Origin of the sequence: Microbacterium deminutum, assembly GCF_039530205.1 — a bacterium.
In the GTDB taxonomy this organism is placed as follows: Bacteria; Actinomycetota; Actinomycetes; order Actinomycetales; family Microbacteriaceae; genus Microbacterium; species Microbacterium deminutum.
This window is the reverse complement of record NZ_BAAAOG010000004.1, coordinates 199,483-223,097: the sequence shown is the minus strand read 5'-3', so window position 1 is coordinate 223,097 and position 23,615 is coordinate 199,483. Positions and strand designations below refer to the sequence as shown.

General features: G+C 69.1%; 25 protein-coding genes. 12 read left to right on the top strand and 13 right to left on the bottom strand.

Features of this window, described 5'->3' with window-relative positions; all coding sequences use genetic code 11:
• Positions 1–24 precede the first annotated feature (24 nt).
• The gene (locus ABD212_RS12680; protein ID WP_344095161.1) at positions 25–666 is read right to left on the bottom strand and encodes a TetR/AcrR family transcriptional regulator; all 642 of its coding nucleotides are present in this window, start codon (positions 664–666) and stop codon (positions 25–27) included.
• 154 nt (positions 667–820) lie between these two features.
• On the opposite strand from ABD212_RS12680, the gene ABD212_RS12675 reads away from it, so the two are divergent.
• Positions 821–3,640: an MMPL family transporter gene (locus ABD212_RS12675; RefSeq protein ID WP_344095159.1), complete on the top strand. Its 2,820-nt coding sequence runs from the start codon at positions 821–823 to the stop codon at positions 3,638–3,640.
• The gene (locus ABD212_RS12670) at positions 3,637–5,688 is read left to right on the top strand and encodes a YhgE/Pip domain-containing protein (protein ID WP_344095157.1); all 2,052 of its coding nucleotides are present in this window, start codon (positions 3,637–3,639) and stop codon (positions 5,686–5,688) included. Before ABD212_RS12675 ends, ABD212_RS12670 begins: the two co-directional genes overlap by 4 nt.
• A gap of 135 nt (positions 5,689–5,823) precedes the next feature.
• Here the strand turns inward: ABD212_RS12670 and ccsB are convergent, their stop codons facing one another.
• The 5 genes from ccsB to ABD212_RS12645 are packed head-to-tail and all read right to left on the bottom strand — an operon-like array spanning position 5,824 to position 10,715.
• Positions 5,824–6,864, bottom strand: a complete 1,041-nt coding sequence (gene ccsB / locus ABD212_RS12665) for a c-type cytochrome biogenesis protein CcsB (protein WP_344095155.1) — start codon at positions 6,862–6,864, stop codon at positions 5,824–5,826.
• Positions 6,865–6,873: 9 nt separating this feature from the next.
• Positions 6,874–8,676, bottom strand: a complete 1,803-nt coding sequence (gene resB / locus ABD212_RS12660; protein WP_425561269.1) for a cytochrome c biogenesis protein ResB — start codon at positions 8,674–8,676, stop codon at positions 6,874–6,876.
• The gene (locus ABD212_RS12655) at positions 8,657–9,490 is read right to left on the bottom strand and encodes a cytochrome c biogenesis CcdA family protein (RefSeq protein ID WP_344095153.1); all 834 of its coding nucleotides are present in this window, start codon (positions 9,488–9,490) and stop codon (positions 8,657–8,659) included. Before ABD212_RS12655 ends, resB begins: the two co-directional genes overlap by 20 nt.
• Positions 9,487–10,086 carry a TlpA family protein disulfide reductase gene (locus ABD212_RS12650; RefSeq protein WP_425561271.1) on the bottom strand — a complete coding sequence of 200 codons (600 nt, stop codon included), beginning with the start codon at positions 10,084–10,086 and terminating at the stop codon, positions 9,487–9,489. The genes ABD212_RS12655 and ABD212_RS12650 overlap by 4 nt, the downstream gene beginning before the upstream one ends.
• Complete coding sequence (locus ABD212_RS12645) at positions 10,086–10,715, bottom strand: histidine phosphatase family protein (protein ID WP_344095149.1); 630 nt, start codon at positions 10,713–10,715, stop codon at positions 10,086–10,088. Before ABD212_RS12645 ends, ABD212_RS12650 begins: the two co-directional genes overlap by 1 nt.
• A gap of 607 nt (positions 10,716–11,322) precedes the next feature.
• On the opposite strand from ABD212_RS12645, the gene aspS reads away from it, so the two are divergent.
• Together aspS and ABD212_RS12635 are read left to right on the top strand one after the other, a co-directional pair.
• Positions 11,323–12,663, top strand: a complete 1,341-nt coding sequence (gene aspS / locus ABD212_RS12640) for an aspartate--tRNA(Asn) ligase (protein ID WP_344095147.1) — start codon at positions 11,323–11,325, stop codon at positions 12,661–12,663.
• A gap of 106 nt (positions 12,664–12,769) precedes the next feature.
• Positions 12,770–12,946 carry a YegP family protein gene (locus tag ABD212_RS12635; RefSeq protein WP_344095145.1) on the top strand — a complete coding sequence of 59 codons (177 nt, stop codon included), beginning with the start codon at positions 12,770–12,772 and terminating at the stop codon, positions 12,944–12,946.
• 9 nt (positions 12,947–12,955) lie between these two features.
• On the opposite strand, the gene ABD212_RS12630 is transcribed toward ABD212_RS12635, so the two are convergent.
• The 5 genes from ABD212_RS12630 to ABD212_RS12610 form a co-directional block, all read right to left on the bottom strand.
• Positions 12,956–13,207 carry a glutaredoxin family protein gene (locus tag ABD212_RS12630; RefSeq protein ID WP_344095143.1) on the bottom strand — a complete coding sequence of 84 codons (252 nt, stop codon included), beginning with the start codon at positions 13,205–13,207 and terminating at the stop codon, positions 12,956–12,958.
• Positions 13,208–13,316: 109 nt separating this feature from the next.
• Positions 13,317–13,610: a rhodanese-like domain-containing protein gene (locus ABD212_RS12625; RefSeq protein WP_344095141.1), complete on the bottom strand. Its 294-nt coding sequence runs from the start codon at positions 13,608–13,610 to the stop codon at positions 13,317–13,319.
• Positions 13,611–13,728: 118 nt separating this feature from the next.
• The gene (locus ABD212_RS12620) at positions 13,729–13,827 is read right to left on the bottom strand and encodes a 30S ribosomal protein bS22 (protein WP_003792170.1); all 99 of its coding nucleotides are present in this window, start codon (positions 13,825–13,827) and stop codon (positions 13,729–13,731) included.
• 81 nt (positions 13,828–13,908) lie between these two features.
• Positions 13,909–14,100, bottom strand: a complete 192-nt coding sequence (locus tag ABD212_RS12615) for a helix-turn-helix domain-containing protein (RefSeq protein ID WP_019182077.1) — start codon at positions 14,098–14,100, stop codon at positions 13,909–13,911.
• A 137-nt stretch (positions 14,101–14,237) separates the two neighbouring features.
• The gene (locus tag ABD212_RS12610) at positions 14,238–15,170 is read right to left on the bottom strand and encodes a TetR/AcrR family transcriptional regulator (protein ID WP_344095138.1); all 933 of its coding nucleotides are present in this window, start codon (positions 15,168–15,170) and stop codon (positions 14,238–14,240) included.
• An 87-nt stretch (positions 15,171–15,257) separates the two neighbouring features.
• Here ABD212_RS12610 and ABD212_RS12605 point away from each other — a divergent pair, with 87 nt between their 5' ends.
• The 3 genes from ABD212_RS12605 (at position 15,258) to ABD212_RS12595 (ending at position 17,486) form a co-directional block, all read left to right on the top strand.
• Entirely contained in the window at positions 15,258–16,172 is a 915-nt protein-coding gene (locus tag ABD212_RS12605) for an ATP-binding cassette domain-containing protein (RefSeq protein ID WP_344095136.1), read from the top strand.
• Positions 16,169–16,969: an ABC transporter permease gene (locus tag ABD212_RS12600; RefSeq protein ID WP_344095135.1), complete on the top strand. Its 801-nt coding sequence runs from the start codon at positions 16,169–16,171 to the stop codon at positions 16,967–16,969. The genes ABD212_RS12605 and ABD212_RS12600 overlap by 4 nt, the downstream gene beginning before the upstream one ends.
• A gap of 76 nt (positions 16,970–17,045) precedes the next feature.
• The gene (locus tag ABD212_RS12595; protein ID WP_344095133.1) at positions 17,046–17,486 is read left to right on the top strand and encodes a hypothetical protein; all 441 of its coding nucleotides are present in this window, start codon (positions 17,046–17,048) and stop codon (positions 17,484–17,486) included.
• A gap of 20 nt (positions 17,487–17,506) precedes the next feature.
• Here the strand turns inward: ABD212_RS12595 and ABD212_RS12590 are convergent, their stop codons facing one another.
• Positions 17,507–17,914 carry an ArsR/SmtB family transcription factor gene (locus ABD212_RS12590; protein ID WP_344095131.1) on the bottom strand — a complete coding sequence of 136 codons (408 nt, stop codon included), beginning with the start codon at positions 17,912–17,914 and terminating at the stop codon, positions 17,507–17,509.
• Between the two features lie 176 nt (positions 17,915–18,090).
• On the opposite strand from ABD212_RS12590, the gene ABD212_RS12585 reads away from it, so the two are divergent.
• On the top strand, positions 18,091–19,473 hold the full coding sequence (locus ABD212_RS12585) for a TrkH family potassium uptake protein (protein WP_344095263.1): 1,383 nt from the start codon (positions 18,091–18,093) through the stop codon (positions 19,471–19,473).
• Positions 19,466–20,137, top strand: coding sequence for a potassium channel family protein (locus ABD212_RS12580; protein WP_344095129.1), 672 nt, complete (start codon positions 19,466–19,468; stop codon positions 20,135–20,137). Before ABD212_RS12585 ends, ABD212_RS12580 begins: the two co-directional genes overlap by 8 nt.
• Before the next feature lie 206 nt (positions 20,138–20,343).
• Here ABD212_RS12580 and proC read toward each other — a convergent pair whose 3' ends face one another.
• A complete protein-coding gene (gene proC / locus ABD212_RS12575) occupies positions 20,344–21,189 on the bottom strand; it encodes a pyrroline-5-carboxylate reductase (protein WP_344095127.1) in 846 nt (281 codons plus the stop codon).
• A gap of 68 nt (positions 21,190–21,257) precedes the next feature.
• Here proC and ABD212_RS12570 point away from each other — a divergent pair, with 68 nt between their 5' ends.
• The 3 genes from ABD212_RS12570 to ABD212_RS12560 all read left to right on the top strand — a co-directional run bounded on the left by ABD212_RS12570 (position 21,258) and on the right by ABD212_RS12560 (position 23,593).
• A complete protein-coding gene (locus tag ABD212_RS12570; RefSeq protein ID WP_344095125.1) occupies positions 21,258–21,695 on the top strand; it encodes an ArsR/SmtB family transcription factor in 438 nt (145 codons plus the stop codon).
• Between the two features lies 1 nt (position 21,696).
• On the top strand, positions 21,697–22,377 hold the full coding sequence (locus ABD212_RS12565) for an SRPBCC domain-containing protein (RefSeq protein WP_344095123.1): 681 nt from the start codon (positions 21,697–21,699) through the stop codon (positions 22,375–22,377).
• A 103-nt stretch (positions 22,378–22,480) separates the two neighbouring features.
• Positions 22,481–23,593: an alpha/beta fold hydrolase gene (locus ABD212_RS12560; protein ID WP_344095121.1), complete on the top strand. Its 1,113-nt coding sequence runs from the start codon at positions 22,481–22,483 to the stop codon at positions 23,591–23,593.
• Positions 23,594–23,615 lie beyond the last annotated feature (22 nt).

Genomic DNA, 23,615 nt, shown 5'->3' with positions numbered 1-23,615 from the left:
TCCGGGCGGCGGCTGCCGGCGACGTCAGTGCTCGGGCACGTCGATGATGAGCTGTGCGACGCGGGCGAGCTCGGCGTTGGTGTGGGCGCACATCTGCTCGTGGTCGAGACCCGCCATCACCGCGCGCACCGATGCGCCATCCCACACCGTGAGCATCAGTCGCGCCGCCTCGTCCGAGGTCATCCGGAACCGCAGCGACTTCGCCCGCGCGATGTCGTCGATGATCTGCGAGACACTCCGGCGCATCTCGTCCTCCTGTGCCAGGTACGCCGTGGCCAGCCGAGGAGTGCGCAGCGCGTGGATGCGGATCTCGTTCCTGAGCAGAACGCCCAGCCGGTCGTCCGCTGAGACGTCGAGCACCTGCTGGACGATGTCGAGGGCGAGGGTCGGCAGCTCACTGAGCGCCCCGGCGCTCTCGAGCTCGAGCACCCGGGTGCGAACGGCTCGAACCCGCTCGCGAGCGACGTTCCCCGCGAGCTCCAGGAACAGCTCGTCCTTGGTCTCGAAGTTCGAGTAGAAGGCGCCGCGCGTGAAGCCGGCACGCTCGCAGATGGCTTCGACGGAAGCGGCGTCCAGCCCCACCTCGGCGAACACCTGTGCGGCGGCGTCCAGCAGCTTCTGGCGGGTGGCTTCGCGGCGGCGCGTGGTCGCGACGACGTCGGTCATCGATCCTCCTCACGCCTCGCCTGCCGAGTTTATCGAAACACACACGGAGTACTCAGGTTCGGGCCTCCCGTTCGCTCTACGATACACTCATGTATCCGATACAGCGCCGTATCGATTCTGAAGAATACTTCTGATCCCGACCACGGAGGCGCTGTTGTCCACCCTGCTCTACGCACTCGGCCGCTGGTCCTACCGTCACCCGTGGCGCGTTCTCGTTGCGTGGCTCCTCCTGCTCGGCATCGCCGGCGGAAGCGCCGCCCTCTTCATGAAGGGCACCGACAACGCCTTCTCGATCCCAGGCACCGAGGCGCAGGCGGGCATCGAGCAGCTGAGCCGCTCCTTCCCACAGGCGAGCGGCACGAGCGCGCAGATGGTCGTCGTCGCGGCCGACGGCCACAAGGTCACCGATGAGTCCTATTCGTCCGCGATCGAGCACACGGTGTCGTCGATCGAAAACCTCGACGGAGTCCTGGCGGTCACCGATCCATTCGACAAGATGGTGACGGGCCTCGTCTCGGATGACGGTTCGGCAGCGATCGTGCGCCTGCAGTTCGACGGGCAGGCGACCGCTGTCTCCCCCGAGACGAAGACCGCGCTGAAGGATTTCGGCGCAGAGCTGCAGCAGTCGCTGCCCGAAGGATCGCAGGTCGCGGTCGGTGGCGACCTGTTCTCGCAGTCGCTCCCGAAGATCTCGATCATCGAGGCCGTAGGCGTCATGATCGCGCTGTTCGTCCTCATCGTGACCTTCCGGTCCTTCCGGATGGCATGGTTCCCCCTCGCGAGCGCCATCATCGGGGTGGCGCTGGCCGTGTCGCTCATCTTCGTCGCCACCGCATTCGCGAGCATCTCGTCAACCACGCCGCTCCTCGCGATCATGCTCGGACTCGCCGTCGGCATCGACTACGCGCTGTTCATCGCCGCGCGACATCAGGACCAGGTCCGAGCCGGGGTCGGGCCCGAGGAGTCCGCCGCCCGCGCCACCGGCACGGCCGGTTCGGCTGTCGTGTTCGCCGGAGTGACGGTGCTCATCGCGCTGATCGGCCTCTCGTTCGCCAACATCCCCTTCCTGACCACGATGGGCATCGCGGCGTCCGTCGCCGTCGCGATCGCCGTACTGGTCGCGATCACGCTCACCCCCGCGTTCCTCGGGTTCGTCAAGGGCCAGGTCGTGGGTTGGAAGCGGCGCTCGCGCAGCTCCCGGTCGTCGAGCGGACTGGCACGCCCCGAGCCCACGAATGACGCGGCGACGGAGGAGAGCGTCCCCGCCAGAAGGTCGGCCCCGGCCAAGGCGAAGCGGGGATTCGCCGACCGCTGGGTGACCGGGGTCACGCGGCATCCGGTCGTCACGACGGTCGCCGTCATCGTCGGCCTCGGCGTCCTCGCCATCCCGGCCGCCAGCCTGCGTCTCGCCCTGCCCAATGCCGGCATGCAGCCGACCTCGAGCGAGGCGCGACAGGCGTACGACCTCACGTCGGAGCATTTCGGCCCCGGATTCAACGGTCCGCTCATCATGACCGGCACGATCGTCACCTCGAACGACCCGCTCAAGCTGATGAAGGACCTCGCGACCGAGATCGAGAAGATCCCCGGCGTGAAGACCGTCGCACTGGCCACGCCTAACCAGACCGCCGACACCGGCATCATCCAGATCGTGCCCGAGACGGCGCCCGACGACCCTGCGACCGCGGATCTGGTGCGCGAGCTGCGCGCCCAGCACGACCGGCTCCTCGACAAGTACGGCGTCGACTTGAAGGTCACCGGCTTCACGGCGGTCGCGATCGACATCTCGGACCGCCTCGGCGGGGCACTGCTCCCCTTCGGCGTGTTCGTCGTCGGGCTCTCACTGATCCTCCTCACGATCGTCTTCCGCTCGATCTGGGTGCCGATCAAGGCCGCCCTGGGCTATCTGCTGTCGGTGGCCGCCGCATTCGGTGTCGTGGCCGCGGTGTTCGACTGGGGCTGGCTCGCAGGGCCGCTCAACGTCGACAAGATCGGCCCTGTGATCAGCTTCATGCCGATCATCCTGATGGGCGTGCTGTTCGGCCTGGCGATGGACTACGAGGTGTTCCTCGTGTCGCGCATGCGGGAAGACTTCGTCCACGCCCGTGCTCGCGCCGGGGGTGCCGATCGCGCGCTCGCCGTCAATGCGGTGCGCTCCGGGTTCACGGCATCCGCACGCGTGGTCACGGCGGCCGCCGTCATCATGTTCGCGGTCTTCGCGGCCTTCGTCCCCGAGGGCGACGCCTCGCTCAAGCCCATTGCGCTGGGTCTCGCCGTCGGCATCGTGATCGACGCCTTCGTGGTCCGGATGACGCTGGTCCCCGCCGTGATGGCGCTCCTCGGTGAGAAGGCCTGGTGGATGCCGCGCTGGCTCGACCGCGCACTCCCCCACTTCGACATCGAAGGCGAGGCCGTGGAGCGGGAACTCGCCCTGCACGACTGGCCCGAGCCCGACACGCGGGCGGCCGTCGTCGCCGAGGACCTCGTCCTCGCGGAGGGCGACATCGAGCTCTACAGCGCGGCGAGCGTGCGCGTGGAGCCCGGCGATTCGCTCATCGTGACGTCGGCCGATCCGCGCGCGGCGCGAGCTCTGCTGCTCACGGTCGCTGGCCGTGTCGCCCCCACCGGCGGCCGGCTGCGCGTGGCAGGTCATCTGCTGCCGGAGCGCGCCGCGTGGGTGCGCTCGCACGTCGGCGTCGCGCTGCTGGACGGCGCCGACGACCCGGTGGCGGAACTGCGCCGCGCGGTCCGCGGCGGTGCGCCCATCGTCGTCGTCGACGGCGCCGACGCGCTCACGTCGACGGCTGTGCGCGACCGCGCCGCCGCCGTGCTGCGCGACGCCGGCTCGCCGACGGTCCTCGTCTCGGCGACCGACCCCGACCTGGCCCGCGCCCTGCTCGCCGAGGCCCGTCGCTCCGGCACGGCCGTCCTCGATCTCTCCGCTTCCGCCCTGCCCTCCGAGGTGCTCTCATGACCGCGAACCGCCTGTCCCTGGCCCTCGAACGGGCGCGCACGCGTCGTCCCGTGACGTGGCTGACCCTGATCGGGGTGCTGCTGCTGCCCGTCGTGATCGGCGGCATCCTCGTCGCCGCGCTCTACAACCCCGTCGAGCGACTCGACGGGCTGAACGCCGCCATCGTGAACGATGACAAGCCGGTCACGATCAAGGGGCAGTACGTGCCGCTCGGACGGCAGCTCACCGCAGGGCTCGTCAAGGGCTCGGACTCCGAGCCCAGCAACCTCACGTGGACGCTCTCGAATGCGGATGACGCGGCGAAGGGTCTCGCCGACGGCACCTACTCCGCCGTGGTCACCATCCCCGAGAACTTCTCGGCGGCAGCGACGTCGACCCAGCCCGGCGAGACTCCGACCCAGGCGACCATCAACGTGCAGACGCCGCCCGACAGCCTGATCGTCGACGACGCCATCACCTCGCAGGTGACGACGGCGGCGGCATCCCTGATGGGCGACCAGCTCTCGAAGGTCTATCTCGAGAACGTGTTCCTCGGGTTCACGACTCTCGGCGACCAGCTCGGAAAGGCCGCCGACGGCGCCCACAAGCTCGCATCCGGCGCGCAGACGGCCGCCGACGGCGCCGCCGCGCTGCCCGGCGGGGCGACGAAGCTCGCCGACGGGGCGCGGGGGATCGCATCGGGCGCCTCGAGCCTCGGCGGCGGCCTCACCACGATCGCCGGCAAGACACGCGATGCCGCAGCAGGGACGAACCAGCTGGCCGCGGGACTGGATGGAGCCGCCGCGAACGTGAAGAGCCCCGAGCTGGTCGCCGCGGCGGCCGCGTCCGCAACGTATGCGAAGCAGGCGGCCGACCAGACCGCTGCGCTGGCCCAGACCTCGGGCGGAGTCGCGCAGTCGGCCCAGACCCATGCCCAGACGATGGGCGGCCTCGCAGCCGACTGCGTCGCTGGGGGCGGGTCTGCCGCGTTCTGCGCGCGCGTCGCCGATGCCGCCGCGGCTTCGGTCGCACTCGCCCAGTCCGCCGGGGGCGCCGCCCAGGGTGCAGTCGCGGCCGCCACGAGCGCCGGCACCGCGAACGGATACGCCGCCCCGACATCGTCCGGGATCAGCCAGCTGACGACGCAGACCAGTGCCGGGCTGACGGATGCCGCGAACCAGACCCGCGTTCTAGCGGGCGGCCTCACCCAGCTGGCGGGCGGCATCGACCAGTCCGCTTCGGGAGCGGTGGCGCTCTCGAGCGGCGCATCGCAGCTCGGAACCGGCGGCGACCAGCTCGCATCGGGAGCGCGGTCCCTCGCTGCCGGCGTCCAGTCCATCGCCGCCGGCACCGGCGACCTCGCCGGCGGACTCCACAAGGCGGCATCGTCGCTGCCGAAGTACACGGATGCCGAGGCCACGAGCCTCGCGGATGTCGTGGCCGATCCGGTCGCGGCGAAGGGTGCCGGAACCTCGCTCTTCGGCGCATCGGCCATTCCGCTGCTCGCGATGCTCGCGCTGTGGTTCGGCGGACTCGCGACCTTCGTGGCGCTCCAGGCCGTATCGCGCCGCGCCCTGACCTCCCGCGCCCCGTCCGCGGTCCTGGCGCTGCGCGGCTTCGCGCCTGCGGCCGCGCTCGGCGCGGCGCAGGGTCTGCTCGTCGCCGGAGTGGTGCAGTTCGCGGCATCCTACGACTGGGCCTCGTGGTCGGTGTTCGCCGGCATCTCGATCGCCGCGGGCATCGCGTTCGCCGCCGTCAACCAGGCACTCGTCGCGGTGTTCGGCGGGGCCGGCCGGTGGATCTCGGCTCTCGTCGGCGTCCTCGCCGTCGCGACGGGCGTCGTCTCCACGGTGCCGGGAGTGCTGTCGAGCGTCGCGGCCCTCATGCCGACCGCGCCGGCCTACAACGGCATGGTCGCGGCGCTCACCTCGGCATCCGGGGTCGGTGCGGCACTGGCCGGCCTCGCGATCTGGTCGCTGCTCGCATTCCTGGCGACCGTCATCGCGGTCGCCCGCAAGCGGACGACATCCGCGCGCGAGCTGCTCGCGGCATCCCCCGCCCCTGCCTGACCTCGCGACCTCGGGCCTCGAGAAACCACGAGCCCGCTGACAAACCGGAATCCCGCCCAGAAACCACGCAGCACGTGGATTCTCGGCGGGATTCCGGTTTCTCAGGCTCGCGGAGCCCGGTGGGCCTCGCCGAGGTCAGTGCAGGCCGGAGTAGGCGTGCAGGCCCTTGAAGAACATGTTCACGATCGTGAAGCTGAAGAGCACAGCCGCGAACCCGATGATCGAGAGCCATGCGGACCGCGATCCGCGCCAGCCCCGCGTCGCGCGAGCGTGGATGTATCCGGCGTAGAGGACCCAGATGACGAAGGTCCACACCTCTTTGGTGTCGAAGCCCCAGTAGCGTCCCCACGCGTCGTTGGCCCAGATCGAGCCGGCGATGAGGGTGAAGGTCCAGAAGATGAACCCGAGGATCGCGAACCGGTACGCGAGCGACTCCAGCGCCTCGGCGCTGGGAAGAGTCCGAAGGAATCCGGGCCCGGCCTTCACCGGGGAACCGGCTTCCGCCGCGAGCGCCTTGCGTTCTCGACGCGCCTGCATCAGCTGGACGACCGACAGCCCGAACGCGAGTGCGAACAGCGCCGTCGCAAGCGAGGCCACGAACACGTGGATGACGAGCCAGACGCTCTTGAGCGGATCCATGAGCGGCACGATCTCGACGTAGAACGCGAGCGTCGCGCCGCCGAGCAGCAGCACGACCAGCCCGGTGATGAACGAGCCGAGGAACCGCAGGTCGTACCGGAAGAGCACCCCGAGATACACGGCGACGACGAGCATCGTGCCCGTCAGGGCGAACTCGTACATGTTCGACCACGGCACGCGCCCGGCCGCGATCCCCCGCGTCACGTCGCCGCCGACATGGAAGAGGAACGCGAGCACAGTGAGGGAGGTGCCGATCCGTGCCCACAGCAGCCTGCGACGTTCGGCCGGACGGGCGTTCAGGGCCTCGTCGGCGATGCGCACCTCGTCCCGCACGCGGCTGATCGCGGTCGCGCCGACCGCTCCCGCAGCGGCGCCGACGAGTTCGCGCTCGCGCGCGTCTTTGGTGTCTACGACCTGCGCCGACCGGCGCGCCAGGTCCACGGCATACGCGATGAACGCCAGTGCATAGATCGTGATGGCGGTCCAGACCAGAAGAACCGAGACCGAATCGAGGGTGAGCGGGGCGGTTTCCGGCATAGGGATATCCTACGTCCGCGTCGGGCGCGGCTTCGAAGCCGGGTCGGTCGCATCCGCCGCCCGCGTGCGCAGCACGGACTCGAGGGCGTCGCCGTGGCGCTGCGCGAGCTGGCCGACGGCGCCGTCGAGCGGCGGATCCTCGCCGCGTGCGAGTCCTGCGTACTCGATCCGAAGGGTGCGGCCCTGCGCTACGACCTTCACCCAGACCCGGCGGCGCGGCACGAACAGCGCCACGAGCAGCCCCGCCGTGGCGAGCACGGCGAACGCGAGGATCCACGGGGCAACGACATCCCGATGTATCGAGAGGGAGACGAATCGCTTGACCGAGCCGTCATAGCCCTGAGCACCGGTTGGTGCTTCGTTCTCGAAGGTGATCGTGCCGTAGCCTTTCGGCAGCTTCTGCGTCTGGCCAGGCGCCAGCTCGATCGAGTCGACCCCGGTCTTGCCGCCGGTGAGCTGGGTCATGCCGGTCGGGTCGAGCGTGTAGACCGAGCGGGGCGTGCCGTCGTCGATGCCGAGATCGCCGGCATACACGTTGAGCGAGACGACCGGGTTGACCAGCGCGGGGTACGCGGAAGAGAACGCTCCCGAGGCCAGCGGCGCCTGCGTCGGATAGAAGAACCCGACGAGACCGAGCTGCTTCGGAAGCCCGTCCGGCACCTTGATGACCCCGAGCGAGGTCATGTTCTTGTCCTGCGGCAGGAACGGCACCGACTCCGAGTACACGATGTCGCCGGCGGCGTTGCGGATCGTGATGGTCGGCGCGTAGCCATTGCCCATCAGGTAGATCCGGTCGCCCGCCAGGGTGAGCGGATGGTTCACCCGCACCTCGCCGGTTTGCGCCGGCTGGCCTGCGATCTCGGTGGTGAGGTGCGCCGCGAAGTCCCCCGCGTTGCCGGCTCCGGTCGTGCCGGCCGGCTGGTACGTCACCGAGAAGTGGTCGAGCGTCAGCGAATACGGCGTCAGCCTGTCTTCGTCGACGAAACGGCCCGGATTGAACGACGCGTAGTCGAGCATGGTGTTGACGAAGGTGCGGCCCTCGATGATGATGCTCTGGCCGGTGTAGGTGAACCCGCCGCCGAGGCCGACTGCGACGAGCACGCCGACCAGCGCCGCGTGGAACACGAGGTTGCCGGTCTCGCGGAGATAGCCCCGTTCAGCTGAGACCGAGAGGGTCGCGCCGCTGTCGTAGCGCTCGACGCGGTAGCCGGCCTTGCGCAGCTGGTCGTGGGCGAGCTGGATCGCGCGCTCGGCGTCGGCCGCACTGGTGCTGGGCTCGGTCGAGGCATCCATCCCGGAATCCAGTTCGACGATCGACTCGCGGTGCGCGTCGAGCCGTTCGAGCCGCGCGGGCGTGCGCGGCGGCCGCGCGCGAAGGGCCTTCCAATGGTGCCGCGTGCGCGGTATCACGCAGCCGATCAGCGACACGAACAGCAGGATGTAGATCGCCGAGAACCACGGCGACGAGTAGACGTCGAACAGGCTCAGCTTGTCGAGCACCGGCGCGAGGTCCGGATTGTCGGCGAAGTACTGCGTGACCCCGTTCGGGTCGGCGCCGCGCTGGGGCACGAGAGAGCCGGGCACCGCGGCGATCGCCAGCAGCAGCAGCAGCACCAGCGCGGTGCGCATCGAAGTGAGCTGGCGCCACGCCCAGCGGAGCCAGCCGACGACGCCCAGGGGTGGCTGGGTGATACCGGATGCCTCGTCCGCGGCGTCTAGGGCGGCGTCGGCGTGATCGGCAGGGCGGAGCGTCCCCTCGACGGGAGCGCCGATCTCGGAGGCGGTCGAAGCGTCAGAGCGGGAGCGGGACACCGAGGAACACCCCCTGCAGCTGAGTCATGAACGTCGTCCACACACCCGTCACCATGAGTATGCCGAGCACGATGAGGATCGCGCCGCCGATGAGGTTCACCGCGCGGATGTGCCGGCGCAGAAACGCGACCGACCGTGTCGCCCAGCCGAACCCCAGCGTGAGCAGGATGAACGGGATGCCGAGGCCCAGCGAGTACGCGAGGCCCAGGATCGCGCCCCGCGCGGCGGACCCGCCGTCGAACGACATCCCGAGGATCACCGCGAGGGTGGGGCCGATGCAGGGCGTCCAGCCGATGCCGAGCGCGATGCCGAGCAGCGGGGCCCCGATCAGTCCGAGATTGCTGCGGACCTGCGGCCGGATGGTGCGCTGAGCCATGCCGAAGATCCCGATGAAGACCAGGCCGAGGGCGATGATGACGACCCCGAGCACGCGCGTGATGATGTCCGCATACTCGACGAGGAACCGGCCGAGGGTGCCGCCGAGCATGGCGACGCTCATGAAGACGAGCGTGAACCCCGCGATGAACAGCACGACCCCGAGCAGCAGCCGGCCGCGCGGAGGCGCGTCGACGGTGACGGCGGTCGTCGCTCGGGCCACGGCGGTGGCTGATCCATCACGCGACACGGCCGAACCGTCGGCCGAGGAAGCCGTGTCTGTCGCTGGGCGCGGTGTCACCGCCCCGCCGATGAAGCCGAGGTATCCGGGCACGAGCGGCAGCACGCACGGCGACAGGAACGAGATCAGCCCCGCGAGCACCGCGATCGGGATCGCGAGCAGCAGCGATCCGTCGGCGACGATGCCCGCCGGGTTCACAGCTCCCCCAGCGTGTCCCGCACGAGGGCTGTCAGCACGGACGCGTCAGGCAGCTGGCCGATGATCCGCGCCGCGACGCGACCCTCGCCATCCAGCACCAGCGTCGTCGGGGTCGCATTGATCGGCGTCCGCTCGGCGAACGCGAGCTTGACCGCGCCGTCATCCGCAGCCATGACGCTCGGGTAGCCGACGCCGTACTTGTCGGCGAAGGCGGTCGCCGACTGCGGGGCGTCGGCGGTGTTGATGCCGAGGAACGCGACCTTCTGCCCCTGGAGCTCGGAGTACGCCTTCTCGAGATCCTTCGCCTCGGCACGGCACGGACCGCACCCCGCGTACCAGAAGTTCACCACGAGCACCTTGCCGCTGTAGTCGGCGCTCGACACGGCAGCACCGGTCTCGGTGGTGCCGTGGAAGTCCACAGGCTCAGCCCGGTCGGCGGCCGGGATCTCGACGACGCGGAAGTCGCCCGAGATGTACCCCTTGTTGTCTCCGGAGCGGTATTGAGCGGCGAGCGGATCGTCGGCGCAGCCGGCGAGTCCGGCGGCGAGCACGACGGCGATGAGGACGGATGCCGCGGCCCGGCCGCGACGCCTGATCACACCGCCCCCACATCTATGGCGCCGGCGGTCGAGGCCGGCTCGGCGTATGCGACCTCGGTCCACTTGCTGTCGACGATCTGGAAGCTCGTGATGCTCGATAGCGCGCAGCGCCGATCACGAGGGTCGTGACGCGTAGTGATTCCGGCCACGGCGAGATGCGTCACCCAGATCGGCAGCTGGTGGGAGACGATGACGACATCCCCGCCATCGACGGCCTCCCAGGCCTCGGTCATCGCCTTGTTCATCCGGGCGATGACGTCGAGGTAGGGCTCACCCCAGCTGGGGATCGATGGGCGCCGCAGATGACGCCAGTTCCACGGGTTGAGCAGGGCCCGCGTCATATGGCGCCCCTCGAAGACGTTCGTGGGCTCGATGACCCGCTCGTCGAGGACGGGCTCGAGCCCGAAGATCTCGGTGAACGGCTCCGCCGACTCCTTTGTGCGCTGCAACGGGGAGCAGACGAGCGAGGTGACGGGGCGATCGAGGCTTTGCACGTACTCGGCGGCCTGGCGCGCCATCCGTCGTCCGTCATCGCTCAGCCCGTACCCCGGAAGACGGCCATACAGCACGCGGCGGGGGTTGTGGACCTCCCCGTGGCGCACGAGATGAAGGCGGTCGGCGGGCACTCGAACAGTCTACGTGGGGCTGTTCTGTGGGGTTGCCGAGCGGCCGGCGCGGCATTGCGTGTGGGATGCCGTCGCTCGCGATGCCGACTCCGACGCCGACGCCGATGAACCACACCGCCAGGACGATCAGGCCTCCGCAACCCGCGCTGATGATGACTCACGCGAATCCGGGTGCCCTTGCGGGTCCCCGGTCGACTCCTCCCCAGGGGGTGAGCACGGCTGGGCCCATGCCGAAGGGATCGAGCAGCCAGGGGGGCCCGACGCACAGCGACAACGGCGTGATGCTGTGTTGGCACCAACATCGTTTCATCGACACCGGGCCGCGGCGGATCCGGATCAGTCGGGAAGTCCCTGAGGTTCAGGCACCCTCCTGGGTCGACCCCTCGATGCGGTGGCGACCTGCCACGAAGTCCCGAACGCGGCTGCTCGACGTGATCGGCCGATAGACGCGGTCCCCGCTTCGTCGAGCCCCCGGTAAGCGGAAGACCCCTCGAGCCAGTCGAGATGAATCCGCTTGCGACCCGCGCAAACCACCGCACCGACTGCGTCCGCCCCCCATGCCCCCCGGGCTGAGCGCCGGCATCTCGCCAACGTAGACTGGTCGCTCGTGAGTGAACGCGTCCTCGTCCAGCAGCTGCAGTCCCGTCCCGACGGACCCGTCTCGGTGTCCGGGTGGGTCGAGACCGTCCGCGATCAGAAGCGGGTCCAGTTCGTCATCCTGCGCGATGAGACGGGCGCGATCCAGCTGGTGAACCCCGCAACTCGCCCCGAGCCGGAGGCGACGGACCAGGATGCCGCCACGCTCGCCCTGACCGACACCATCTCGGCCCTCACCACCGGAACATTCCTCACCGTCCACGGCGAACTGAAGCACGACGAGCGCGTCAAGCTCGGCGGGGTCGAGATCAAGATCGTCTCGCTCGACATCGCCGCGGCAGCGCTGCCCGAGACGCCGATCGCCGCCGACAGCGCCCAGGACAAGCGCATGGACTGGCGATTCCTCGATCTGCGCCAGCGCCGCAACAACCTCATCTTCCGTGTGCAGACGACCCTCGAGCATGCCATGCGCACCTACTGGATCGAGCGCGACTACATCGAGGTGCACTCGCCGAAGCTCATGGCCTCGGCATCCGAGTCGAACGCCGAGCTGTTCTCGCTCGACTACTTCGGCGACGACACCGCCTATCTCGCTCAGTCGCCCCAGTTCTTCAAGCAGATGGCCCAGGTCGCCGGCTTCGGGAAGATCTTCGAGATCGCCCCCGCGTTCCGCGCCGATCCCTCGTTCACGTCGCGCCACGCGACGGAATTCACCTCGATCGACGCCGAGATCAGCTGGATCGATTCGCACGAGGATGTCGCGAAGATGCAGGAGGAACTGCTGGCCACGGCGATCGCAGCCGTGAAGGAGAAGCACGGCGCCGAGATCGAGGAGCTGTTCGGCCTCGAGGTCGTTGTGCCTGCCATCCCGTTCCCGCGCATCCCGCTCGCCGAAGCGCGCGAGATCGTCAAGGCGCGCGGTTACGACATCCCCCGCACCGACGGTGACCTCGACCCCGAGGGCGAGCGCCAGATCTCCGCCCACGTGGAGGAGACGTTCGGACACCAGTACGTGTTCATCACCGACTACCACCCCGAGATCCGCGCCTTCTACCACATGCGCGACGAGCAGACCGGGCTCACCAAGAGCTACGACCTGCTCTTCAAGGGGGTCGAGATCACGACGGGCGCGCAGCGCGAGCACCGGGTCGACGTGCTCATCGAGCAGGCGAAGGAGAAGGGTCTCGGGGCCGAGCACCTCGACTTCTACTTCGACTTCTTCCGCTACGGCGCCCCGCCCCACGGCGGGTTCGGCATGGGGCTCGCGCGCGTGCTGATGCTGCTGCTCGGCGAGTCCTCGATCCGCGAGGTCACGTACCTGTTCCGCGGGCCCACGCGTCTCGCTCCCTGACCCACCCGCGCCGGGGCGAGGACCTCTTCCTCGGCGTGCCCACCACGGCTAGCGTGGGCACGAGCGCCCGGCTCATTCCGGGAACGCGGATCCGAGGGGAGTCATGATGGCTGGCACGTTCGAACTCTGGGTCGACAAGGGCGGCGACTGGCGTTTCAACCTCAAGGCGTCCAACGGTCAGGTGATCGCCACCAGCCAGGGCTACGCCTCGAAGGCGAACGCCCTGAAGGGAATCGAGTCCGTGAAGACGAACGCCCCGGATGCCGCCGTCGTCGAACTGTGACGACGGCCGTCAGCCTGCGGCCACGAGCGCTGCGCGGAGCCGCTCTGGCGAGACGCGCCAGTGCCCGTGCAGACTCCCGTCGATGAGCACGACCGGGATCTTCTCCCGCCAGAGCTCGTAGAGGGCGGGATCCTCGAGGATCGACACCTCGTCGATCGTCACCGCCTCGTCCGGAAGTTCGGCCACGACGGTCTCGACGACCTCGCGCGCGACATCGCAGAGGTGGCAGTCGGGCTTGCCGATCAGGGTGAGCGTCGTCACCGTCACATCCTAGAGTCGGTGCGTGCCGGCGTCGGCCGTGCTGTCAGGGCTCGTTTCCGTTCCACCGGTCGAGCGCTCAGCGCTCGATGCCGTTCCACCCATCGAGCGCTCAGCGCTCGACGGGAAACCCCGCGGCCACCCACTCGGAGATGCCGCCGTCGACGTTCGTCGCATCGAAGCCGCGCGCGGCGAGCGCCTCCACAACGCGCGCCGACCGGCCCCCGACCTGGCAGATGACGTCGAACGGCTCGGCCGGGAGTTCGTCCAGGTGAGCGCCGAGCGTCGACATCGGCAGATTCACGGATCCGGGAACATGACCGGCCTCGAACTCGTACACCTCGCGCACATCGATGAGCGGGGCGCCGGCCCGGTCGTGGAGCTGCTGGACGGTGATCGACTGCATCAATCGCCTCTCGTGTTCAGGATGCGCTTCGACGGGAACACGAAGCGCCCCCGTCTTCCGGCCGCTGAGCTTGTCTAAGCACAGAGACCGCATGGGGGCGCTTGGTGTCGGATGCCGCTTACTTCTTGTTGCGGCGCTGGTGGCGAGTCTTGCGAAGCAGCTTGCGGTGCTTCTTCTTCGCCATGCGCTTGCGGCGCTTCTTGATGACTGAACCCACGGAAAACCTCACTAAGTCGGGGTTTGGACGCGTGTCGTCGCGCCCGGCAAGGGCAGATTGCGGAAAATGCCTCTCGACAGTCTAGCCGACGTCCGCGATCGGCCGTTGCAGGGCCTCGGTCACGGCCGATTCCGGAACCCGGTAACTGCGCCCGAAGCGCACGGCGGGGAGCTCGCCGGAATGGACGAGGCGGTACACGGTCATCTTGGAGACCCGCATGAGTTCGGCGACTTCGGCGACGGTCAGGAAGCGGACATCGGGCAGCTCCGCCATGGTTCCTCCTACGAAATCCCCAAATGCACCTCTGGCTCGCGCCGTCGCGAGAGAAGTGCTGCGCTCACTTTAGAGCCTTCGAGCGACGCATGTAAACCGGTGTGGCTGATGTGATTCGTGGGGCGCGAGGTGCCGGGTCACGCACCCCGTGCCCGACGCGCACGTTCCCGCGCGTCACGAGCGGCGATGCGCTCCAGCTTGCGGGCCTCGCGCAGCGCCTTCTCGGCCTCTCGCACGCCACGACGCGCCTCGCGGAAACGCTTGTCGAAGGCGATGTCGGCGTCATCCACGCCGCTCGAGGGCTGCGGCAGGTCGTGGATGCCGGCGGCTGCCGCGGGCAGGTACGCCTCGATGCCGTCGAGCCCGCGCGCGAGGCCGAACGCGAACGGATCGCTCGCGGTGAGGAAGACCCCGTCATCGATCGCGGCCCGGAGGGCCGGGTAGGCCTCTGCCGTGATCAGGCGGCGGAACAGCGCATCTTCACGACGCCTGATCTCGGCGTCGTCGATGTGGTCCTCGCGGGCGATGCGCGCATACGAGGCGAGGATCGACCCGCACCACCGTGCCTGGCCCGTGATGAAGAGCATGATCGAGAGGCGCTCGCTGTGGGACAGCGGCGTCTCGGACAGGGCGGCGAGCCCGGCATCCATCCACGCGGCGCTGTTGGGCGTCGTCGGCGATCCGCTGATCTGGATGTCGAGCATCCACGGATGCGTCAGATAGAGCTGCACCGTCGCCCGGTAGAGGGCCTCGAGCCGCCCGCGCCACCCCTCGACCTCGCCGATGTTCTCGGGCGGCAGCCCGGTCGCCTCCTCCTCCATCAGCAGGATGAGGTCGTCCTTCGCCGTGACATACCTGTACAGCGACATCGGCGTGTAACCCAGCCGTGCGGCGACGGCGGCCATGGAGACGGCGCCGAGCCCCTCGGCATCCGCGAGTTCGACCGCCGCCTCGACGATCGACTCGACGCTCATCTCACGCTTGGGCCCCCGCTGCGGGCTGGCCGCCACACCCCATGCCAGCGCGATGCCGCGCGGAAGGTCGGCGTCTTCTTCGTCGGTCTCCACCATTTCTCCATCCTAGGACTGTTTAGAGCGTAAACAGTGTGTTACCGTCATAAACAGTTTCCGTAGTACACAGAGGAAAGGATGCCCACGATGCCATCACCGACCGCCGCCGCCATCCAGGTCCGGGGACTGCACAAGTCCTTCGGCCGCCAGGTCGTCCTCGACGGCCTCGATCTCGACGTCGACAGCGGAGAGGTCTTCGCTCTCCTCGGTCCGAACGGCTCGGGCAAGACCACCACGATCAATGTGCTCGCGACACTCGTGCGACCCGACGAAGGCAGCGCCCTCGTGGCCGGAATCGATGTCGTCGCCCATCCCGAGCAGGTCAAGCAGCGGATCAGCCTGACCGGGCAGTCGGCGGCCGTCGACGACGTCCTCACGGGTCTCGAGAACCTGATCATGCTCGGCCGGCTCTCTGGGCTGTCCCGCTCGGCCGCCCGCAGACGCGCGCTCGAGCTGCTCGATCGCTTCGATCTCGCGGATGCCGCCACCAAACGCGTCGCCGCATACTCCGGTGGCATGCGGCGACGTCTCGACCTGGCACTCAGTTTCGTCGTCGCACCCGAGATCCTCTTCCTCGACGAGCCGACCACGGGGCTCGACACCCGCAGCCGGCGGGAGCTGTGGGAGGTCATCCGCTCGCTGGCGGACGCGGGGACGACCGTCTTCCTCACGACGCAGTACCTCGAGGAGGCTGACCAGCTCGCCGACCGGATCGCCGTCCTCGACGGCGGCCGCATCGTCGCGACCGGGACAGCGGCCCAGCTCAAGGCACGCGTCGGCGGCGACGCAATCGAGTTGCGCGATGAGCATGGCGGGCTGCTGCGAGAGGTGGCGACCGACGGATCGGTCTCAGACCTGCGCCGCGCACTCGACGTCCTGGACCAGTCCGGCGCCGAGGGGGTCGTCACGCTGCGGCGGCCCAGCCTCGACGACGTGTTCCTCACCTTCACCTCGACCGAGGCGCGCCGCGCCGAGGCCCTCACCGTCAAGGAACTCGCATGACCGTTCTCGCTCCGGCACTGCCCGGCATCCGTCCCCGAATCTCGGGACTCACGGCCGAAGGCGTGTTCGTCGCCCGAAGCCTTCGGCACTCGCTGCGCGACGGCGAGTCGCTGCTGATGTCGATCATGCTGCCCGTGATGCTCATGCTGCTGTTCACGTTCGTGTTCGGCGGCGCGATCGATCCCTCCGGGGGCTACGTGGACTACGTCGTGCCGGGAATCATCCTGCTCTGCGCCGGATTCGGGGCGGCGACGACGGCCGTCTACGTCGCCCGCGACATGCAGGCGGGCATCATCGACAGGTTCCGCACGATGCCGCTGCGCCCGAGCGCGGTGCTGACCGGCCACGTCGTGGCGAGCCTGCTGCGAAACCTCGTCGCGACCGGCGTCGTGATCACGGTCGCGCTGCTGCTCGGCTTCCGCCCCACGGCGGGCGTCTCGGGGTGGCTCGGGGCCATCGGGCTCATTGCGCTGTACATCCTCGCGATCACCTACCTGTTCGGGGCGATCGGCCTGGCGGCGCGGAGTCCCGAGGGCGCCAGCGGCTACGGGTTCATCATCCTGTTCATCCCCTACCTGTCGAGTGCGTTCGTACCGGTCGAATCGATGCCGTCGTGGCTGCAGTGGATCGCCGACAACCAGCCCGTGACGCCGATCATCGAAGCCATACGGGCGCTGCTGATGGGCACCCCGATGGACGGAGCGGGCTGGTGGGCCATCGGATGGTGCCTCGCGATCCTCGCAATCGCCTTCGCCTGGGGCGCGTGGCTCTTCGGGAGGAAGGCGGGGCGCCGCTGAGCGCAGCGCCGGATTTCCCAGCGGATCCATAGCTGCGGCTGGTCGGACTGACAGCAGACAGGCGCTTAATGCACACATGTCGACCGACCAGCCGCAGCAGCCTGGGCCGGCACAGCCGGTGCAGCCCGCCCCCACCGCCTACATCGTTCCGCCGCCGTCCGCGGCCGCTGCCCCCGGGTATCCGGTCTACTCCGGCGCCGCGCCGAGTCCCGCACCTCCCGCCCGCGGATCGAGCAGTCACATCGGCGTGATCGTCGCTGCCATCATCGGGGGCCTGGTGCTTCTCGGCCTCGCGTTCGGCGCCGGCGGTGTGGTCGGCTGGGTGATCGGCAGCCATAACGCCGGCAGGGAGATCGCACAGGTGCACATCTGGCAGGGTCCGGACGGATTCGGACAGCAGCAGGGCGGCGGCCAGGGGCGAGGGAAGCACGACGGTCGGGAACAGCAGATCCCACCCGAGGAACCCGGCCAGGAGCAGCCGACACCCGTGCCGACCCCCGCGCCGACCACGCCCTAGCCCTCGCCGGCCCTCGCCGCTCAGCGGCCGGGAAGCTTCTTCAGCGCGCTCGCGACGGCGTACCTCGCGGATGCCGCGGCTCGGCCGACCACCTCTGCGGCATGTGCCGCCGACTCGGTCAACGGCGGCGCAGCCGCGTAGTCCCCGCTCGAGTCGTCGTCGAGGAACGGCACCAGCCAGTCGTCGACCTCGTCCAGTGGCGCCGCCAGGAGGCTGTAATAGCGGTGCTGACCATCCTCTCGGACGGAGACCAGGTGCGCGTCGCGCAGCACCTTCAGGTGCTTCGAAACCGTCGGCTGACTCGCCCCCAGTTCCTGCACGATATGCGACACGCTCGTGCCCCGTTCGCCGGCGGACGCGCGATCGAGCAGAAGCCGAAGGATGTCGCGACGCGTGCCGTCCGCGATCACGTCGAAGATGTCCGCCATGTGCTCAGATTAGCCGCGCGCCCCGCGGAGTACCATGAGGGCGTTCCCGCCGACAGGCGGCCACAGGGAGGACGTGCATGTCGGAGGGCAGACGCGTCAGCGGCACCCGAACCCGGCAGAAGGCATACGAGGGCCAGGCGAGCGGGCCGCTCGTCGCCCGAACAGGACTGCGTCGCATGTTCGACGAGTTCCGCAATCTGACCACATCGTCCCCCGCCCGATTCGCCGTGCTCGTCTTCTCGACACTGGTCCTGGTTTTCACCGCGCTGCTGTCGCTTCCCGCCGCGACGGCATCCGGAAAGTCCGCTCCGCTCGCCGACGCCGTCTTCACCGCCGTGTCGACGATCTGCGTGACAGGCCTGTCGACCGTGGACGTCGCGAGCTTCTTCTCGCCGTTCGGCAAGGTCATCATCTACATCGGCGTCAACATCGGCGGCATGGGCGTGCTCACGCTCGCATCGATCCTCGGGCTCGTGATCTCCAAGCGCCTCGGCCTGCGCGCCAAACTCATCGCGGCGAGCGACACAAATCCGCTGCGCAGCCACGCCGGACCGGTCAACGAGGGCCAGACCGTGCGCCTGGGTGAGGTCGGCCAGCTGCTGCGCACCGTCGCGATGTCGACACTGGTCATCGAAGTCGCTGTCGCCTTGGCGCTGTTCCCAGCGTTCATCCTGGCCGGCATCCAGCCGCTCGATGCCCTCTGGTATGCGCCGTTCTATGCGGCCATGGCGTTCACCAACACCGGCTTCACGCCCAATCCCGGAGGACTCGCGCCGTTCGCCGACGATTTCATCCTGCTGACGATCCTGATGACCGGGGTGTTCCTCGGCAGCATCGGCTTCCCGGTCATATACACGCTGTGGAAGCACGTGTGGCATGTGCGACGCTGGTCGCTCCACGCGAAGCTCACCCTCATCACGACGGTGGCGCTGTTCGTCGCCGGTGCAGTCGCGTTCTTCGCGCTCGAGTTCGACAACCCGAAGACGTTCGGCTCGATGCCCGCGTGGGACACGACCTTCCAGGCGTTCTTCCTGTCGGCGATGACCCGCTCGGGCGGGTTCTCGGTCATCGACATCGGCAACCTCAACGGATCCTCGCTCATCGTCGGCTGCATGCTGATGTTCGTCGGCGGCGGCTCGGCCTCGACAGCGGGCGGCATCAAGGTGACGACACTGGCGATCCTCGCCCTCGCGGTGTGGTCCGAGGCCAGAGGGCGTCGTTCGGTCGAGGTGTTCGGGCGCCGCATCCCCAGCGACGTGCAGCGCGTCGGCCTCTCGGTCGTGGCGTGGGGCGCGACCGTCGTCGCCCTCTCGACCATCGTGGTCACGCAGATCAGCAGGCAGGATGTCGGCGACGTGCTGTTCGACGTCATCTCGGCCTTCGGCACCGTGGGACTTTCGACGGGCGTCACCTCCGAGCTGCCGGATCCCGCCGTGTACGTCATGGCCCTGACGATCTTCATGGGCCGCGTTGGTACAGTGACACTCGCCGCGGCCGTGGCCGCGACATCCCGTTCGCAGCTGTATTCGCTGCCTGTGGAAAGGCCCATCGTTGGTTGAGCGCATCAGGGGCGACGCGCCCGTCCTCGTGATCGGTCTCGGACGCTTCGGCGCCGCGTGCGCAGGCGAGCTCGATCGGCTCGAACGGGAGGTCCTGGCCATCGACGACAGCCTGGACCTCGTGCAGAAGTGGTCGGAGCGCGTCACGCACGCCGTGCAGGCCGATGCCCGCGATATCTCGGCCCTGCAGCAGGTCGGTGCGCAGGACTTCCAGGTCGCGGTCGTCGCGGTGGGCTCGTCGATCGAGGCATCCGTGCTCATCACCGCGAACCTCGTCGACCTGAAGGTGCCCCAGATCTGGGCGAAGGCCGTGTCGCAGTCGCACGGCAAGATCCTGTCCCGCGTCGGCGCCAACCACGTGATCTACCCGGAGCGCGAGGCCGGCGAGCGCGTCGCGCATCTGGTGAGCGGCCGGATGCTGGACTTCATCCGCTTCGACGACGACTTCGTGCTCGCCAAGATGTACCCGCCGAAGTTCATCCGAGGCGTCGGGCTGAACGAATCGGGGGTCCGCTCCAAGTACAACGTGACCGTGGTCGGCGTGAAGAGCCCGGGCAAGCCGTTCCGGTACGCCGAAGCGGTGACGATCGTGACGAACCACGACCTCATCATCGTGTCGGGCACGAACTCCGACATCGAACGGTTCGCGGCGCTCGAGCGGTAGGACGGCGGGTACCGGCTCCTGGTTCGCGGGCCGGGCCGGATGACACCGCTGCGCGGTGGGTGTCCTCGTGGGAGACATTCCCCCGCCGCGCCTGCGGCGCGGCTCCCGCCAGACCCGATGCCAGCTCCCACGAGAACACCCACCGCTCCACTGAGCCTGCGGAGGTCGCCGCTCGGCTGAGCGCTGGTGGGTCCGAGACGCCGCTGCTACGCGCCGGCGGCGAGCTCCCGCGCGCGGGCGAGCGCGGCATCCGTCGCCTCGGCGAACACGCCGTCCAGATGCGCGGCCTGCAGCACGGCGATCGCACGCTCGGTGGTGCCCTTCGGGCTGGTGACGCGTCGACGCAGCTCGGCAGGATCCTCGCCGGATGCCTCGAGCAGCGCGGTCGCGCCGATGAAGGTCTGCTCCGCCATCAGTCTCGCCTCGGCCTCGGCGAAGCCCTTGCCGACGGCGGCCTCGGTGAGCGCCTCGATGAGGAGGAAGACGTACGCGGGCCCGGAGCCGGAGATGGTCGAGAGCGCGTCGATCTGCGATTCCGGAACCTCGATGACCCTGCCGACCGTCTCGAACAGGCGCCTGACCAGGGCGACGTCGGCCTGGGAGGCGTGATTGCCGGCCGCGAGACCCGTGACGGCCCTGCCGACGAGGGCCGGGGTGTTGGGCATCGACCGCAGCACCGCGACATCGTCACCGAGGATCGATTCGAATCGCTCGAGGGTGACGCCTGCGGCGAGGCTCACCACGATCGCCCCCGGCCTCAGATGCGGAGCGATCTCGCGGAGCAGATCCGGCACCATGGCGGGCTTGACGCCGATGAGCACGATCGTGGCGGATGCCACGGCTTCGGCGTTGCCCTCAGGTCGCTGCTCGAGCGCCACACTTTCCACGCCGTCGAGCGACGCGAGCTCGGCGGCCTTGGCTGCGGTGCGGTTCGTCGCGGTGACTCCTGCACCGGCCAGACCCGAGCGGACCAGACCGTGGAGGATCGCTCCACCCATCGAACCGGCGCCCAGGATCGCGATGGCGGGCAGGGATGTCGCGTCGGAAGCCATGCCGCCATCCTACGGAAACTTGATCAGTGCGTATTGACTTATATAAGCGAGCAGGCAAGAATATCGCCATGCATGCGCTGGACGTCCTCGGCGATCCGGTCCGCCGCCGGATCCTCGAACTGCTCGCAGACGGGGAGCTGAGCGCCGGCGCCATCGGCGCGGTCGTCGAGCGGGAGTTCGGCATCTCGCAGCCTGCCGTCTCACAGCAACTGCGGGTGCTCCGCGAGTCGGGATTCGCGACGGTGCGACCCGAGGGCGTCCGCCGTCTGTACGCCGTCGACCCCGCTCCCCTCCAGGCGGCGGACGCGTGGTTCGACCCGTTCCGGCGGTTCTGGCTGCCGCACCTCGACGCCCTCGGCACCGAATTGGCACGCGGCCGCCGCGCACGACGACTGGTCCCGCAGCCGGAGCCAGTAGCCGACGAGGAGGGGCCGGCATCCGCCTCCGCGGACAGGCCGGAGGCCGAAGCCGAACCCGAACCCACCCCCGAAGACGAGGAGAACTGACATGGTTGATGTGAATGCCCAGATCGACGCGGTGACGCGCGGCGTGCAGACGATGGATGTCGACGGCGAACCAGCCCGTGTGCAGACGGTCGCGCAGACCTTTCCGGCGCCGATCGACGACGTGTGGGATGCCATCACCTCCGCCGAGCGGATACCCCGGTGGTTCCTGCCGATCTCCGGAGAACTGCGCCTCGGCGGGCACTACCAGCTCGAGGGCAACGCAGGCGGCGAAGTGCAGGAGTGCGCACCCCCCACCGGCGGCGCCGCGCACTACCGCATCACGTGGGCGTACGGCGGGGGCGCGGACACGTGGGTCACCGTGCGGCTCGAGGCCGTCTCGGCCGAAGCGACGCTGCTGGAGCTCGAGCACATCGCAAAGGTCGCGGACGTCCCCGACGCGATGTGGGCTCAGTTCGGGCCGTCGGGCACCGGGATCGGCTGGGACTCCGGCTTCCTCGGGCTCGCCCTGCACCTGGGCGGCGCCGGCGATGGGCCCACCCCGGAAGAGGGCATGGCCTGGATGATGAGCGATGAAGGCCGTCGTTTCGCGCGAGGCGCAGCAGACGGCTGGGCGGCGGCGCACGTCGAGGACGGAGCGGATGCCGACACCGCCGCGCGGGCCGCCGAAGCCACCTATCACATGTACACCGGACAGTCTGTCGAGGGGATGCCGGATGCCTGAGCCGAGCGGGTCGCAGAGACCTGCCGGCCGGTCGTGACGCGGCGATATAGTCGTGGAACAGGGGGCCGGAGCAGTCCCCCGCGCCGACAGCGAAGGACCCGCCATGACCCTCTTCGACGGCATCGCCGCCCGTGTCATCGAGACGCCGCGACTGGCCGTGAATGTGCTCGAAAGAAAGGGCGACGACGCCTCGACACCGGTGGAGCGCACGGTCGTGCTGGTGCACGGAAACGTGTCGTCGTCGCTCTTCTGGATGGAGCTGATGCAGGATCTGCCCCACGACCTCCGAGTCCTCGCGGTCGACCTGCGCGGGTATGGCGGCACCGAGCACGCGCCGGTCGACGCCACCCGCGGCGTCCGCGACTTCAGTGACGACCTGTACGCGACGCTCGAGCAGCTCGGCATCCCGACCGCGCATCTCGTCGGCTGGTCGATGGGCGCCGGCGTGATCATGCAGTACGCCCTCGACCACCCGGTGCTGAGCCTCACGCTCGAGTCGCCGCTTTCGCCGTACGGCTTCGGCGGCACGCGACGCGACGGCTCGCGTCTCACCGACGACGATGCGGGCTGTGGCGCCGGCACGGCCAACCCCGAGTTCGTCGAGCGCCTCAACGACCGCGACACGACCGACGAGGCGCAGACATCGCCTCGCACCGTGTTCCGCGCGCACTACGTGGCATCCACCTACACCACGACCCATGAGGACCTCTGGGTGGAGTCCATGCTGACCACCTCCACCGCCACAGGCAACTACCCCGGCGATTCGGTCGCCAGCGAGCATTGGCCGGGCATGGCGCCGGGCGCGATCGGCGTGGTCAACTCGATGGCACCGCGGTATTTCGACGTCTCGGGTATCGTCCACCTCGACGTGAAGCCGCCCATCCTGTGGATCCACGGCGTCCTCGACGCGATCGTCTCGGACACCTCCTTCTACGACTTCAACTATCTCGGTCAGCTCGGGATCGTCCCCGGCTGGCCGGGAGCGGACGTCGCACCACCGCAGGAGATGGTGTCGCAGACCCGTGACGTGCTCGACGCCTACACCGCGGCGGGCGGCGAGGTGACCGAGCTCGCCCTCGATGACACCGGCCACAGTCCGCACCTCGAGCGCCCGGCCGAGTTCCGCCACGCTCTGCTCGAAGTGATCGGCTATGTCGGACACCCCCATGACCCCGCTCCCCCGACCGAGACGATCATCCTCCCATCGGCGGACTGACCCGAGCCGGTCGTTCGAACGG

Excerpts from the sequence above, each read along its gene's own strand:
- ABD212_RS12680 (WP_344095161.1), bottom strand. The coding sequence starts at position 666 with ATGACCGACGTCGTCGCGACCACGCGCCGCCGCGAAGCCACCCGCCAG.
- ABD212_RS12670 (WP_344095157.1), top strand. The coding sequence starts at position 3,637 with ATGACCGCGAACCGCCTGTCCCTGGCCCTCGAACGGGCGCGCACGCGT.
- ccsB (WP_344095155.1), bottom strand. The coding sequence starts at position 6,864 with ATGCCGGAAACCGCCCCGCTCACCCTCGATTCGGTCTCGGTTCTTCTG.
- ABD212_RS12635 (WP_344095145.1), top strand. The coding sequence starts at position 12,770 with ATGGCTGGCACGTTCGAACTCTGGGTCGACAAGGGCGGCGACTGGCGT.
- ABD212_RS12625 (WP_344095141.1), bottom strand. The coding sequence starts at position 13,610 with ATGCAGTCGATCACCGTCCAGCAGCTCCACGACCGGGCCGGCGCCCCG.
- ABD212_RS12615 (WP_019182077.1), bottom strand. The coding sequence starts at position 14,100 with ATGGCGGAGCTGCCCGATGTCCGCTTCCTGACCGTCGCCGAAGTCGCC.
- ABD212_RS12610 (WP_344095138.1), bottom strand. The coding sequence starts at position 15,170 with ATGGTGGAGACCGACGAAGAAGACGCCGACCTTCCGCGCGGCATCGCG.
- ABD212_RS12605 (WP_344095136.1), top strand. The coding sequence starts at position 15,258 with ATGCCATCACCGACCGCCGCCGCCATCCAGGTCCGGGGACTGCACAAG.
- ABD212_RS12600 (WP_344095135.1), top strand. The coding sequence starts at position 16,169 with ATGACCGTTCTCGCTCCGGCACTGCCCGGCATCCGTCCCCGAATCTCG.
- ABD212_RS12595 (WP_344095133.1), top strand. The coding sequence starts at position 17,046 with ATGTCGACCGACCAGCCGCAGCAGCCTGGGCCGGCACAGCCGGTGCAG.
- ABD212_RS12590 (WP_344095131.1), bottom strand. The coding sequence starts at position 17,914 with ATGGCGGACATCTTCGACGTGATCGCGGACGGCACGCGTCGCGACATC.
- ABD212_RS12585 (WP_344095263.1), top strand. The coding sequence starts at position 18,091 with ATGTTCGACGAGTTCCGCAATCTGACCACATCGTCCCCCGCCCGATTC.
- proC (WP_344095127.1), bottom strand. The coding sequence starts at position 21,189 with ATGGCTTCCGACGCGACATCCCTGCCCGCCATCGCGATCCTGGGCGCC.
- ABD212_RS12570 (WP_344095125.1), top strand. The coding sequence starts at position 21,258 with ATGCATGCGCTGGACGTCCTCGGCGATCCGGTCCGCCGCCGGATCCTC.
- ABD212_RS12565 (WP_344095123.1), top strand. The coding sequence starts at position 21,697 with ATGGTTGATGTGAATGCCCAGATCGACGCGGTGACGCGCGGCGTGCAG.
- ABD212_RS12560 (WP_344095121.1), top strand. The coding sequence starts at position 22,481 with ATGACCCTCTTCGACGGCATCGCCGCCCGTGTCATCGAGACGCCGCGA.